The organism is Pseudomonas sp. (assembly GCF_026224925.1).
Classification (GTDB): Bacteria; Pseudomonadota; Gammaproteobacteria; order Pseudomonadales; family Pseudomonadaceae; genus Aquipseudomonas.
On the sequence record NZ_JAMFRV010000758.1, the window covers coordinates 1 to 13,897 of the forward strand.

Genomic DNA, 13,897 nt, shown 5'->3' on the forward strand with positions numbered 1-13,897 from the left:
AAAACCCTTGTCGGAGCGCGCGTGCCCGGGTGGGGCCGGGGGTCGCGCTCGACCTACGGGGTCCAAAATTTACGCGTGCTTCGCTGCAAAGGGCGGGCACGCGCGCTCCTACAGTTTCGGGGCGTCTGAACTGTTATTGATAACCTTTAGGAAACGGATTCGGCTCGATCAGCCCGGACTCGTAGATCACTTTGAACTGGCCGTCAGGCTGGACTTCGCCGATGCGTGACTTGCTCCACAGGTGGTGGTTTTCGTGAATTTTCACGTAGCCTTCCGGGGCGTTGTTCAGCTCGATACCTGGGGATGCGGCAACCACTTTGTCGACGTCGAAGCTGCCGGCTTTTTCAACGGCTGCTTTCCACAACCATGGGCCTAAGTAAGCCGCCTGGGTGACATCACCCATGACCGAATCTTTGCCGTACTTAGCTTTGAAGGCGGCAACGAAGGCTTTGTTGGCCGGGTTGTCGAGGCTCTGGAAGTACTTCATCGAGGCGTAGAAACCCGCCATGTTTTCGCCACCGATACCGACCAGCTCATCCTCGGTCACCGACAGGGTCAGCAGGGTTTGTTTGCTCGAGTCCACGCCCGCAGCTTTCAGCTGTTTGTAGAACGCTACGTTGGAACCACCCACGACTGCGGCGAACACCACGTCAGGCTTTTTCAGTTTGACTTTGTTGATCAGCGAGCCGAATTGGGTGTTGCCCAATGGGTAGTAGTCTTCGCCAACCACGGTGCCGTGCAGAACGTTTTCGATGTGCTTGCGGGCGATCTTCATGGAGGTGCGCGGCCAGATGTAATCCGAACCGATCAAGTAGAAGGTCTTGGCACCTTTGGTTTTGGCGATCCAGTCGAGGCTGGCGAGGATTTGCTGAGTCGCTTCCTGGCCGGTGTAGATCACGTTTTTCGACTGCTCAAGCCCTTCGTAAAAGGTCGGGTAGTAGAGCAGACCGTTTTCTTTCTCGAACACCGGCAGCACCGCTTTGCGCGAGGCTGAGGTCCAGCAACCGAAGACTGCCGCTACCTTGTCGCCCACCAGAAGCTTCTTGGCTTTCTCAGCGAAGGTCGGCCAATCAGACGCCCCGTCTTCTTGAATGATCTTGATCTGACGACCGAGGATGCCGCCCGATGCGTTGATCTGGTCTATCGCCAAGCGTTCGGCTTGAATCGAACCGGTTTCAGAAATCGCCATGGTTCCGGTTGCCGAGTGCAACTGACCGACTGTCACTTGCGTCGGGGTCACCGCCAGCCCGGTGCTGTTGGCGTCATCGGCCATCACCCCTTGGCTGAACACCCCAGCCGCAATCAGCGAGAGCGCAGCAGCACCCAATGCCAATCGGCGAGGAAGAAAGCGTTTCGCGCCTGTCAGTCGTGAATCCATGTTCCCGCTCCTGTGCTTATGAATCGCTACTTACTCGCCTGAAAAGACGGTGTAACGAGTTGAAACAAGCATGAGCGGGACGACGCAAACGCAATATACGCAGCTTGACGTACCGGCCTACGTCATTTGACGTAGGGCTAAAAATACAGCCGAGGTGCATGCTGGCGCAGGCGTCACCCAACCGATCATTTATTCGCGGGCGCGTGTTTATCGGTTTTACCGGCATGGAAGTTGCTATCCATAGCCTGTGCCTCGTTGCTCCTCTTCAGGAAATTCATCCGTGCGCCCTTCCAGTTCCCAACGAATCGTCAAGGTCCGCCGCGACTACAACAGCCTGGTCGCCGACGAGACGATGGAAGATTACGCGCTGCGCTTCACGCCAAAATCGTTTCGCAAATGGTCTGAATTTCGCATCGCCAACACCGCCGTCGGCGCTGTGTCATTCCTTGCGCTGGAAGCCATCGGCGGCGCATTGGTCATGAGCTACGGATTTACCAATACCTTCTGGGCGATCCTTGCCGCAGCGTTTGTGATTTTCTTCACCGGCTTGCCCATCAGCTACTACGCCGCCCGCTACGGCGTGGACATGGATTTACTGACCCGCGGCGCCGGTTTCGGCTACATCGGTTCGACCATCACCTCGCTGATCTACGCCAGTTTCACCTTTCTGTTTTTCGCCCTGGAAGCGGCAATCATGGCCTTGGCATTGGAGCTGTATTTCCACATCCCAATTGCCTTGGCCTACGTGTTGTGTTCGATCATCGTCATCCCATTGGCGGCCTATGGCATCACCCTGATCAGCCGATTACAGATGTGGACCCAGCCGTTGTGGCTAGTGTTGTTGACCCTGCCCTATCTGTTCGTGATCTGGAAAAACCCCGACGCACTGATGCAACTGGGCAGTTTCTCCGGGCGTGAAGGCGAAGGCGGCACCTTCAATTTGCTGTTTTTTGGCGCAGGCTTCAGCGTGGCCTTGTCGTTGGTAACGCAAATTGGCGAGCAAGTGGACTATTTGCGCTTCTTGCCAGAGAAAACCCGACGCAACCGCAACCGTTGGTGGGCCGCATTGCTGATGGCAGGTCCGGGTTGGATTATCCCCGGCGCACTTAAAATTCTCGGCGGCGCGTTCCTCGCGTTTCTCGCCCTGCAACACGAAGTGCCCATCGAACGCGCGGTGGAACCGACGCAGATGTACTTGGTGGCGTTCCGTTACGTGTTTACCTCCCCGGAATGGGCGCTGACCGCGATGATGCTGTTCGTGATCATCTCGCAGATGAAAATCAACGTGACCAATGCCTACGCCGGGTCACTGGCGTGGTCGAACTTCTTTGCCCGTGTCACCCATAGCCACCCCGGCCGAGTGGTGTGGCTGGTGTTCAATGTCGCCATTGCCTTGGTGCTGATGGAACTGGGGGTATTCGACGCCATTGAACAGGTGCTGGGGTTGTACGCCAACGTGGCGATCGCCTGGATCGGCGCGCTGGTGGCAGACCTGGTGATCAACAAACCGCTGGGCTTATCGCCGGGCTATATCGAATTCAAACGCGCGCACCTCTACGACATCAACCCGGTGGGCGTCGGTGCGATGTTGGTCGCCTCATTCCTGTCGGTACTCGCGCATTTCGGCGTGTTCGGCGACCTTGCTCAAGCCGCATCGCCAATGATCTCGCTGATCACTGCGCTGATCGTGGCGCCGCTGATCGCCTGGCTGACAAAGGGCCGTTACTACATCGCCCGGCGCAGTGATCCGTTGCAGCTATACCCGCATGGCCCGCAAACGACACTTAGCTGCGGCCTGTGCAGCAACGCGTTCGAGACCCCGGACATGGCCTACTGTCCGGCGTACGGTTCGCCTATTTGTTCGTTGTGTTGCTCGCTGGACGCCCGCTGCGCCGACCAGTGCAAACCACGGGCGCGGTTGTCGATGCAGTTCGAAGACCTGATCAGCCGGTTTTTTCCAAGGCTTGCGCAGAGGTATTTACACTCACGTCTGGCGCATTACCTGGGCCTGCTGACGGTGCTGGTGCTGATGCTGTCCGGGGCGCTGGCGCTGATTTTCAGTCAGGTCTCCCATGGCCTGTTGCAGCAATCGCCAGCAGTACACCAAACCTTATGGGTGGCGTTTCTCAAAGCCTTTTTCACCCTCTGTGTGTTCGCCGCCATTCTTGCCTGGTGGGTGGTGTTGACCCGGGAAAGTCGCCGGGTTGCGCTGGAAGAGTCGGACCGTCAGACCGCGCTGCTGATGCAAGAGATCGACGCGCACTACAAGACCGACCAAGCGCTGCAAAAAGCCAAAGAGGCCTCAGAAGCGGCCAACGCGGCGAAAAGTCGTTACGTCACCGGCCTCTCCCACGAACTGCGCACGCCGTTGAACAGCATCATGGGCTTCACCCAAATTCTGCAACGCGACGTCACCACGCCGTTCGCCCAACAAGATGTGCTGGCGACCATCCGCCGTAGCAGTTCGCACTTGCTGTCGCTGATCGACGGCCTGTTGGACGTCGCCAAAATCGAGGCCGGCAAACTGCGGCTGGAGCCGTCGGAAATTCTGTTTCAGGAGTTCATCCACGACTTGGAGCAGATGTTCGAACCCACCGCGCGTGGCAAGGGGTTGGGCTTTCGTCTTGAGGTTATTGGGCGGATGCCGGGCGTCGTGCGCGGCGATGAGAAACGCGTCCGGCAGATCCTTATCAATCTGCTGGGCAACGCAGTTAACTTCACCGACAGCGGCGAGGTATGCCTGCGGGTCAGCTATCGCCGGGAAACGGTGATCTTCGACATCATCGACACCGGCATTGGTATCGCGCCTGAGCAGATCGAACTGATTTTCCAACCCTTCGAACGTGGCGGTCTGGTGCGCCAGGACAACGGCGTAGGCCTGGGATTGACCATCACCCGGATGTTGACCGCCTTAATGGGCGGCGCGCTGTCCGTCACCAGCGAACCGGGCAAAGGCACGCAGTTTCAAGTGAAGTTATTCCTGTCCGAGGTACGGGTGCCAAAAGCCGTGGTGCACAGCGACCACGACATCATTGCGTACGAAGGCCACCGGCGTCTGATTCTGGTGGTGGACGACCACATCGAACACCGCAAAGTCATCAGCGGCATGTTGACGCCGCTGGGCTTCGACGTGGCCCAGGCGGCCAACGGTCAGGAGGCAATTCGTCAGGTGTCACTGCTGCACCCGGATCTGATCCTGATGGACCTGTCGATGCCGGACATGGATGGCAGGGAGACCAGCCGCTTGATCCGACGCAACGCAGCATCATTGGCGCCGATTATTGTGATTTCAGCCAACGCCAACCCACTGACCGAGGACAAGGATCAGCTCTCGCCGCCGGTGTGCAACGACTACCTGGTCAAGCCAGTGCATTTTCCGCAACTGCTGGAACTGATTCAACGCCATTTGCAATTGCAATGGGTGAGGCGCCTGCGCGTGGAAACGATAAGCAAAAGCCCTTGGGTGTTGCCGCCCCGCGCAGACTTGGAAGAGCTGTACGAACTCTGCGGCCTCGGTTATGTGCGCGGGATTCAAACCAAGCTCGACACCATCGAGCGCGACAGCCTCACCAGCGCCAGCTTCGTCACCGACATGCGCGCCTTGGCCAAAGGCTTTCGCCTGGATGAACTCAGCTTCAAGCTAAAGGAGGCGCTCAATGAACGCTCTGATTCCGTACGCTGAAAAGGGCGTGATCCTCATCGTCGACGACACGCCGGAAAACCTCGCGTTGCTCTCCGATGCATTGGAAGACGCCGGCTATCTGGTGTTGGTGGCCCTGGACGGCAGCAGCGCATTGAACCGCATCCAGCGCCGCCGCCCGGACTTGATATTGCTCGACGCGTTGATGCCCGGCTTGGATGGCTTTGAAACCTGTCGGCAGATCAAATCCCAGCCCGACACCGCCAACATTCCGGTGCTGTTCATGACCGCGCTGACCGACAGCGAACACGTGGTCAAAGGCTTCGAAGCAGGCGCCATCGACTACGTGACCAAGCCCATCGAATGTAACGAAGTGCTGGCTAGAGTCGCATCGCACCTGCGCACGGCGCGGATTCTGCAGTCAGCACGTCAGCCATCACTGCCGGTTAATGCCGGGTTCGACAACAAACCGGCCAACGAAAAACTCGCCCGGCGCTTTAAACTGACTGAACGAGAGATTGAAGTGCTGCGCTGGGTTTCATGCGGGAAGACCAATAAGGACATCGCCGATATTTTGCAGTTAAGCCCCAGGACCGTGAACAAGCATCTGGAGCATATCTATATCAAGCTTGGGGTTGAGACCCGGACGGCGGCGACATCGGTGGCCATGGCGGCGATGACCGAGGGTGCGGGGATGGCGGTGAGTGGGCGGTGAACGCGCGTTTTCAAGTCGATTGAAGATCCGGTGGGAGGGAACTTGTTTACGAAGGATTCACTGCGGTGATTCAGATATACCGCGCCGCTTTCTTCGCGAACAAATTCGCTCCCACCGGAAAGGTGTTGATTACAAATTAACGATACGAGCCATCTTGTCGGCGAGGCGCTCTACAAGACACCCCGCCGAATCTGAATCAAGGCATCCCCAACCAATTCGGCAACGCCAGCGACACAAACGGTACGTACGTCACCAACACCAGGAACACCAACAGAATCGACAGCCACGGCAACGCCGCTCGAATAGTCTGGCCCAGGGTCAGTCCGGTCACCGCAGAGGTCACGAACAAGTTGAGCCCAACCGGTGGGTGCACCAGGCCGATTTCCATGTTGACCACCATGACGATGCCGAGGTGGATCGGGTCGATGCCCAGCTTCATGGCGATGGGGAAGAAGATCGGCGCCAGGATCAGGACGATGGCTGACGGTTCCATGAAGCTGCCTGCGACCAACAAGACGATGTTGACCATGATCAGGAAGCCAATGGGCGTCAGTCCTTCGGAGACCACCCAGTTGGTGATTTGCTGGGGAATCTGTTCGGTGGTCAGTACGTGAGCGAAGAGCATGGCGTTGGCGATGATAAACATCAGCATCAGCGCCAGTCGTCCGGAGTCCATCAGCACTCGCGGGCAGTCACGGACTTTCATGTCTTTGTAGACAAACAGCGCGACAAACGCCGAGTACACCGCCGACACGGCTGCGGCTTCAGTCGGGGTGAACAGGCCGCTGTAGATACCGCCCAAGACGATTACCAGCAACAGCAATCCCCAGAACGCCCGGCGCGCGGTGCGCAACCATTCGCGGAAAGTAACCCGTGGCTGGGCCGGCAGTTTCTTGATCCGGGCGACGATGTAGATCACCACCATCAGGCTTAAGCCGAGCACGATGCCGGGAACGATACCGGCGATGAACAGTTTGCCGACCGAGGTTTGAGTGGCAGACGCGTAGACCACCATCACAATCGACGGCGGCACCAGAATTCCCAGGGTGCCGGCGTTGCAGATGATCCCGGCGCCGAACTCTTTTGGATAACCGGAACGGACCATACCGGCCACAGCGATGGAGCCCACCGCAGCCACAGTGGCTGGCGACGAACCGGATAACGCAGCGAAGAGCATGCACGCCAGCACCGCAGCAATCGCCAAGCCGCCGCGGATATGTCCGACGCAGGCGTTGGCGAAGTCGATAAGCCGTTGCGCCACGCCGCCAGTGGTCATGAATGCACCGGACAGCAGGAAAAATGGAATCGCCAGCAAGGTGTAGGCGTCAGAGGTTTCGAACAGCTTTATCGCCAGCGAACTCAACGAGTCAGGGCTGAACATCAGGATCGACAGCGCCCCGGACAAACCCAAAGAAATTGCGATGGGAACGCCTAGAAACATGAACACGAACAACAACAGGAACAGACAAAGAACCGCCATCAGTGTTGCTCCTCGTTATGACTGGCCAGTTTGCTGGCTTCTGCGGCTTCGTCTGCGAGCCCAAGGCCGAATTGGCGATGGGTAAACAGGCGCCAGAATATTTCCAGGTAGCGAATAACGACCATGGCAAAACCGATGGGTACGATCACCGCGATGTCAGACAGTTTGACGCCGAATTTATCAAGGTCTTCGGCACCGATATTGGCGGTGAATAACGCGGTCAACCATTTGAAACTGGCCACCATGAACAAGCCTGCATAGGCCAGGCAGCACAGGCAGGCGATCATCGCCAGCCAGCGTTGAACCCGACGTGGCGTCAGCTTGACCACCGCGTCGACGCCCAAATGGCCAGCAGTGCGCACGCCGTAGGACATGCCGAAGAAAATCAGCCAGCCAAACAGAGCCTTGGTCAGCGCCACGCTCCAGGTCATTTCCTGGGCGTAACCCATCAGGTGGTCACCGATGTTGGCGAAAAAATCGCGGCTGAAGGCCCACTTGTCACTCAACGCATAGAACAGCGTGTAGATGTTGTTGAGCATCACGTAGACGAATGTCACCAGCGTCATGGCGGCCAGCAGGAAGGCGATGAAGGCTTCCTCCAGGTGCTCCCAGAGTCGCATCAGCGATTGCATAAAAATGCTCCGAACGTAGAAAAGGCGGCTGCTCAGATCAGAGCAGCCGCGCAGACATTGCTGCCTGTCGAGACTTAGGGCGCTTTGTTGGACTCGTCAGCAGCCTTGATCAAATCAGGGCCGATCTCCGCCGAGAACTTGTCCCACACTGGGCGCATGGTTTCGCGCCAGGCCGCACGTTGCTCTGGGGTCAGCACGATGATTTCGCTGGTGTGCGCGTCGATGATTTTCTGCTTGGCGGTCTGGTTAAGTGCTTCCGCCTGCTTGTTCACTTCGACGGTGACTTCAGCCAGGATCTTTTCCAGTTCGGTACGAATGTCCGGTGGCAGGCCATTCCAGAACTTGACGTTAGTGATCACCATGTAGTCGATCAAGCCGTGGTTGGATTCAGTGAAGTACTTTTGCACTTCATTGACCTTCTGGCTTTCATAGTTGGACCAGGTGTTCTCGGTGCCGTTGACCGTGCCGGTCTGTAACCCTTGATACACCTCGTTGAAACCCATTTTTCGTGGGTTGGCGTGCAGTGCGACGAACTGCGCTTCCAGTACGCTGGACGCCTGAACCCGGAACTTCAAACCACGGGCATCTTTGGGATCATGCAACGGTTTGTTGGACGAGAGTTGCTTCAGGCCGTTGTGCCAGTAAGCCAGGCCGTGGATGCCCTTGTCATCCATCGAACTGAGCAAGGCCTTGCCCTGCGGCCCCTCTTGGAAGCGGTCGACAGCGGCCAGGTCGTTGAATAGGAAGGGCAAGTCATAGAGTTGGGTTTGTTTGGTGTATTGCTCGAACTTGGCCAAGGACGGCGCCAACATTTGCACGTCGCCCAGCAACAGCGCTTCCATTTCTTTGCCGTCACCGAACAGCGAGGAGTTGGCGTAGACCTCGACTTTTACTTTGCCCGCCAGACGCTCTTCGACGAGCTTTTTGAAGAGCAAGGCGCCCTGCCCTTTGGGAGTATTTTCCGCCACTACGTGGGCAAACTTGATGACGATGGGGTCGGCTGCCTGGGTCAGGCTGGCCATGGTCATTGCGGCGGCGCATAGCAGCGCCCGGGACACCTTGAACATCGATTTCACCTTTATTGTTGTGATTATTCTTCTGAGAAGCAGTGCAGCGGTGCAGCTAAATCGGGAGATGCCGGTATGAGCACGATGCACAACGCCGAGCGTTTAGAGAATCCGCATTTCCATAAGCCAGCATTCGGCCTAGGTTAACGCCAGCGCTAAAAGCCGCTGGGCACGGATTAACACCGGCGCGTCGACCATTTGCCCATCGATTTGAAACGCGCCGAGGCCGTGGCTGCTGGCGTCTACGACCCGCTGTGCCCACGCCAACGTCTGCGCATCCGGGGCGAGTGCCTGGTGAATCACTGGGATTTGTTTTGGGTGAATGCACAGCGCGCCGGCGAAGCCCATTTCGTAGGCGTGGCGAATGGAGGTGTGCAGTCCTTCTGGGTCGTCGATGGCCGGGTGCACGCCATCCAGCGGCGGCAACAAGTTGGCGCCTCGCGAGTGCAGCAGCAATGCAACGCGGGCTTGATCGAGGACGAACTGAGCGGCGAGTGAGCCGTTGCTGAGGTTCAGGTCTAACGCCAGATCCAAGGCACCGAATGACAGGCGCTGAACACCCTTTGCTGCGGCAATTTCAGCCAGTTTTAACAGCCCACGGGCACTTTCGATGATCGGCCAGATGGGTTTTCCTGTTACCGCAACAGCGTCGACTTGGGTAGCACTTTCGACTTTTGGCAACAGCACACCGCACACGCCCGATTGCTGTTGGCAGAAGGCGATGTCTGCGGCATGTTCAGCGTGTTCCGGGGCGTTGATTCGGACCCAAACGGATGCCTGCGGGGTGGCTTGCAGGAACGCCGCGAGATTATCCCGGGCTTGGCGCTTGAGGGGCTCTTCTACGGCGTCTTCAAAATCGACGATGACTGCATCAGCCCCAGCGGCCAGCGCCTTGGCAAAACGTTCAGGTCGGCTGCCGGGCACAAACAGTGCGGAGCGAATGGTGGGGCCGGACATGGTGAGTTCCTTTTTTTCGGTATTCAATTCACACAAATATTCAAAGGCAAAACACGATCCCCCGGTAGGAGCGAACTTGTTCGCGAATGGCCATAACGCGGTCCGTCAGACAAACCTCACCGACCGCTTCCCGAACAAGTTCGGTCCCACAGGATCTCGGTACGCCACAAATCCCGGTAGGAGCGAACTTGTTCGCGAAGGCCACAACGCGGTCCGTCAGACAAACCTCACCGACCGCTTCCCGAACAAGTTCGGTCCCACAGGATCTCGGTACGCCACAAATCCCGGTAGGAGCGAACTTGTTCGCGAAGGCCACAATGCGGTCCGTCAGACAAACCGCGCCGCCCGCTTCGCGAACAAGTTCGGTCCCACAGGATCTCGGATATCCACAGATCATGGTCTGCCTTCAAACCACTCCAGTTGCTTGCAAACGCGCCTGGTCTTCGGCGGAGAAGCCTAGCTCGGCAAGGATTCCCACTGTGTGTTCACCCAACCCTGGCACGGCATCCATACGTGGAGTGAAAGCAGCATTGCGCCCCGGTGGCAGCAGCGCAGGGAGTTTGCCGGCTGGGCTGTCGACTTCACGCCAGCTGTCGCGAGCTTTAAGTTGCGGGTGATCCCACACGCCTTGCATGTCGTTGACCCGAGCGCTGGCAATTTGCGCGGTTTCCAGTCGGGCCACCACCTCGTCGACGGTCAGTTGTGAAAAGCCATCAACGATGATCTGACGCAGCGCTTCGCGGTTCGCCGAGCGTTTAAAATTCGCCGAGAAACGCTCGTCGGTCGTCAACGCCACATCGAGCAGCACCTTCTCGCAAAACAGCGCCCATTCACGCTCGTTCTGCAACCCGAGCATGACCGTGTCGCCGCCCTTGGTGGGAAACGGGCCGTACGGGTAAATAGTTGAATGAGCGGCACCCGCGCGAGGCGGCGGCGCTGCACCTTCAAAGGCGTAATACATCGGGTAGCCCATCCACTCCACCAGGCTTTCCAGCATGCTCACGTCGATCCGGCTGCCGATGCCGGTTTTATCGCGCAACATCAACGCGGCCATAATGCCGCTGTAGGCATACATGCCTGCGGCGATATCAGCGACGGAGCAACCGGCTTTAGCCATTTGCTCTTCACCCGGGCCGCCGGTGACGGAAAGAAAGCCGCCTTCGCTTTGAATCAACAGGTCGTAGGCTTTTTTCTTTTCATACGGGCCACCCTCGCCGTACCCCGAGATATCGCAGACGATCAGCCGAGGAAAGCGTTCCTGCAGCGCTTCAAACGATAAACCCATGCGCGCAGCGGCGCCCGGTGCCAGGTTCTGCACCAGCACATCAGCTTTGCCCAACAGGCCCATGAGAATGTCGCCCGCCTCGTCCTGTTTCAGGTCCAGGGTCAGGCTTTCCTTGGAGCGATTGGTCCAGACAAAATGCGACGCCAGACCGTTTACGCGCTCGTCGTAACCACGGGCGAAATCACCGCTGCCGGGGCGTTCGATCTTCACTACGCGGGCACCTAGATCGGCCAACTGCCGGGTGCAGAACGGCGCGGCAATTGCGTGTTCGAGGCTAATGACAGTGATGCCGTCCAGTGGACGTGGGGGGTGTTGGGTGGTCATGTTTCTGTACCTCAGGTGATGCCAAACCTGTAGGAGCTGCCGCAGGCTGCGATAAGTGATGAATCACGACCGGTTCCCGGTCGATCGCAGCCTTCGGCAGCTCCTACAGGGGTTGGTATCTAAATGAAATTATTTAGTTCTACGGCATCGCGCAGTTGCCAGACTTTTTCGATCAAGCCTTTGCCCTGCTCCACCGTTCGCGCCCCAGAGAACGCCAGCAGGCGCTGGAATTTATCTTCCAGTTCTGGCCGCGACAGGGTGTTGCCGGGATCGCCTTTCGGTTCGTCGATGGCAGCGGTCAGCGTGCGCCCGTCAGTGGTGGTAACGATCACCCGACCCAACCAGCGAGCTGGATAAGCGCCGTCGACTTCGCTGTCGAGTTCCATGCTGACCTTTTCGCGAAACGCCGCGACGTTGGGGTCAGTCAACGCCGATTGCTGAAACTCAATCAATTGCGCATTACCATGGACCGCGATCAAACCCAACACCGCGCCCATGGAGAACTTGGCCTGGTGCACGGTTTGTGGCACCACTACCCGACCCAATACATCGATGGCCGCCTGGTGGACAAGGGTTCTGACGCTGGTGATCTGCTCATGGTGCAAACCTTCACGCTGCATCAAGTGCAGCAAGGCGTCGGCTGCGGGATGGGTGTGGCGGCACGAAGCGTGGAATTTGAAGGAGGTTTCGGCCAACGCCCAGCGTGTGCCCAAACGGTCAGACAATTTGCTCGGATCAGAATCACGAGACATCCCGGCAGCCATCCCTTGATCGCCCTCAAGAATGTTGCGGGCGCCGGTCAGTCCGTCGAGGGTCATGTAAGCGGCGAGTAAACCATCGGCAGCAGCTTTGGCGGTGTGCAGCTGTTTGGAGTCGGCAGCATCGCGCAGAAACTCCCACAAGCCTGCCGCCTGAGTGCCCGCGCTACCCAGTACATTAATAAATTGTTCTTTGTCGAAGCCAAGCAATTTGCCTACCGCCACCGCAGCAGCCAAGGTGCCTACCGTCGCCGTGGTGTGGAACACCGTGTAATGCGAGCGGCCCATGAATTCGCCGATGCGAATCCCGGCTTCATAGCCAGCGACTGACGCCAACAGCAGTTCACGACCAGATTTACCCAAGTCTTGAGCCGCCGCTAAAACCGCAGGGAAAACCACGGTGGCCGGGTGCAGTACCGAGCTGTTGTGCAAATCGTCCTGCTCAACCAAATGCGAGGACGCAGCGTTAACCAGCGCAGCAAAATAAGCGGAGGTGCCACGGCCATTGACCAGGATTTTCGCCGGGCCATCACTCGGCCCCATGCGCTGCGCATAACGCTCGAATAACGGGATCGGGTGTGAGCCCTGGCTGGCCAGCGCCGAGCCGAGCCAGTCGAGAAACAGGTCTTCGGTACGGTCGAGCACAGCGTTCGGAATGTCGTCGTATTTCAGCTCGGCCAGGAAACCGACCAGCGCTTGGGTATGGCTCATGATCGTGTCCTCAGAAGCTGCGTGGCAGTTCGAGCAGGTGCTCGGCGACGTACGAAAGAATCAGGTTGGTAGAAATCGGCGCTACTTGATAAAGGCGGGTTTCGCGGAACTTGCGCTCGACGTCATATTCACAGGCAAAGCCGAAGCCGCCGTGGGTTTGCAGACAGGCATTGGCCGCTTCCCATGAAGCTTTGGCCGCGAGGTACTTGGCCATATTGGCGCTGGCCCCGGCATTGATGCCGCTGTCGTATTCCTCACAGGCACGCCAGCGCATCAAGTCAGCCGCTTCGATTTCGATGTGGGCTTCGGCGATGGGGAATTGCACGCCCTGGTTCTGCCCGATCGGCCGGCCAAACACCACCCGATCACGGGCGTAGGCACTGGCTTTTTCGACGAACCAACGGCCGTCACCGATGCATTCAGCAGCAATCAAGGTGCGCTCGGCGTTCAGGCCATCGAGGATGTACCTGAAGCCTTTACCTTCCTCACCGATCAGGCTGTCGAGAGGCAGTTCCAGGTTGTCGAAGAACAGTTCGTTGGTCTCATGGTTGACCATGTTGGCAATCGGTTGCACGGTCATGCCGTTGCCAATCGCTTCGCGCAGGTCCACCAGGAAGATCGACATGCCTTCGGACTTCTTCTTGACCTCGGCCAGCGGCGTGGTGCGCGCCAGCAAGATCATCAGGTCGGAATGCTGAACCCGGGAGATCCAGACTTTCTGCCCATTGATCACGTACTTGTCGCCCTGTTTCACGGCGGTGGTCTTGATCTTGGTGGTGTCGGTGCCGGTGCTGGGTTCAGTCACTGCCATGGATTGCAGGCGCAGTTCACCGCTGGCCAGCTTCGGCAAGTAATAGCTTTTCTGTGCATCGCTGCCGTGGCGCAGCAGGGTGAACATGTTGTACATCTGACCATGGACGGTGCCGGAGTTGCCGCCGCAGCGATTCACT

Annotated in this window: 10 protein-coding genes; 2 read left to right on the plus strand and 8 right to left on the minus strand. The window is 58.1% G+C overall.

Going from position 1 to position 13,897, the window contains the following annotated elements:
- Positions 1-133 precede the first annotated feature (133 nt).
- Positions 134-1,378, minus strand: a complete 1,245-nt coding sequence (gene urtA, locus M0974_RS31555) for an urea ABC transporter substrate-binding protein (protein ID WP_297846013.1) — start codon at positions 1,376-1,378, stop codon at positions 134-136.
- A gap of 280 nt (positions 1,379-1,658) precedes the next feature.
- Here urtA and M0974_RS31560 point away from each other — a divergent pair, with 280 nt between their 5' ends.
- Both M0974_RS31560 and M0974_RS31565 read left to right on the plus strand, forming a co-directional pair.
- Positions 1,659-5,060 carry an ATP-binding protein gene (locus M0974_RS31560; protein ID WP_297846015.1) on the plus strand — a complete coding sequence of 1,134 codons (3,402 nt, stop codon included), beginning with the start codon at positions 1,659-1,661 and terminating at the stop codon, positions 5,058-5,060.
- Positions 5,035-5,733, plus strand: coding sequence for a response regulator (locus M0974_RS31565; protein WP_297846016.1), 699 nt, complete (start codon positions 5,035-5,037; stop codon positions 5,731-5,733). Before M0974_RS31560 ends, M0974_RS31565 begins: the two co-directional genes overlap by 26 nt.
- 196 nt (positions 5,734-5,929) lie before the next feature.
- Here M0974_RS31565 and dctM read toward each other — a convergent pair whose 3' ends face one another.
- The 7 genes from dctM to M0974_RS31600 all read right to left on the minus strand — a co-directional run.
- Entirely contained in the window at positions 5,930-7,213 is a 1,284-nt protein-coding gene (gene dctM / locus M0974_RS31570) for a C4-dicarboxylate TRAP transporter large permease protein DctM (protein ID WP_297846017.1), read from the minus strand.
- Positions 7,213-7,845: a TRAP transporter small permease gene (locus tag M0974_RS31575; RefSeq protein ID WP_297846019.1), complete on the minus strand. Its 633-nt coding sequence runs from the start codon at positions 7,843-7,845 to the stop codon at positions 7,213-7,215. Before M0974_RS31575 ends, dctM begins: the two co-directional genes overlap by 1 nt.
- Before the next feature lie 74 nt (positions 7,846-7,919).
- Positions 7,920-8,912, minus strand: a complete 993-nt coding sequence (locus M0974_RS31580; RefSeq protein WP_297846021.1) for a TRAP transporter substrate-binding protein — start codon at positions 8,910-8,912, stop codon at positions 7,920-7,922.
- 138 nt (positions 8,913-9,050) lie between these two features.
- Entirely contained in the window at positions 9,051-9,869 is an 819-nt protein-coding gene (locus M0974_RS31585) for a CoA ester lyase (protein WP_297846023.1), read from the minus strand.
- A 406-nt stretch (positions 9,870-10,275) separates the two neighbouring features.
- The gene (locus tag M0974_RS31590) at positions 10,276-11,478 is read right to left on the minus strand and encodes a CaiB/BaiF CoA-transferase family protein (protein WP_297846025.1); all 1,203 of its coding nucleotides are present in this window, start codon (positions 11,476-11,478) and stop codon (positions 10,276-10,278) included.
- Positions 11,479-11,597: 119 nt separating this feature from the next.
- Positions 11,598-12,950, minus strand: coding sequence for an MmgE/PrpD family protein (locus M0974_RS31595; protein WP_297846028.1), 1,353 nt, complete (start codon positions 12,948-12,950; stop codon positions 11,598-11,600).
- Positions 12,951-12,957: 7 nt separating this feature from the next.
- On the minus strand, positions 12,958-13,897 hold a 940-nt coding region (locus tag M0974_RS31600; RefSeq protein ID WP_297846027.1), incomplete at its 5' end, for an acyl-CoA dehydrogenase family protein.

Coding starts and splice junctions, on each gene's coding strand:
- urtA (WP_297846013.1), bottom strand. CDS start 1,378: ATGGATTCACGACTGACAGGCGCGAAACGCTTTCTTCCTCGCCGATTG.
- M0974_RS31565 (WP_297846016.1), top strand. CDS start 5,035: ATGAACGCTCTGATTCCGTACGCTGAAAAGGGCGTGATCCTCATCGTC.
- dctM (WP_297846017.1), bottom strand. CDS start 7,213: ATGGCGGTTCTTTGTCTGTTCCTGTTGTTGTTCGTGTTCATGTTTCTA.
- M0974_RS31575 (WP_297846019.1), bottom strand. CDS start 7,845: ATGCAATCGCTGATGCGACTCTGGGAGCACCTGGAGGAAGCCTTCATC.
- M0974_RS31580 (WP_297846021.1), bottom strand. CDS start 8,912: ATGTTCAAGGTGTCCCGGGCGCTGCTATGCGCCGCCGCAATGACCATG.
- M0974_RS31585 (WP_297846023.1), bottom strand. CDS start 9,869: ATGTCCGGCCCCACCATTCGCTCCGCACTGTTTGTGCCCGGCAGCCGA.
- M0974_RS31590 (WP_297846025.1), bottom strand. CDS start 11,478: ATGACCACCCAACACCCCCCACGTCCACTGGACGGCATCACTGTCATT.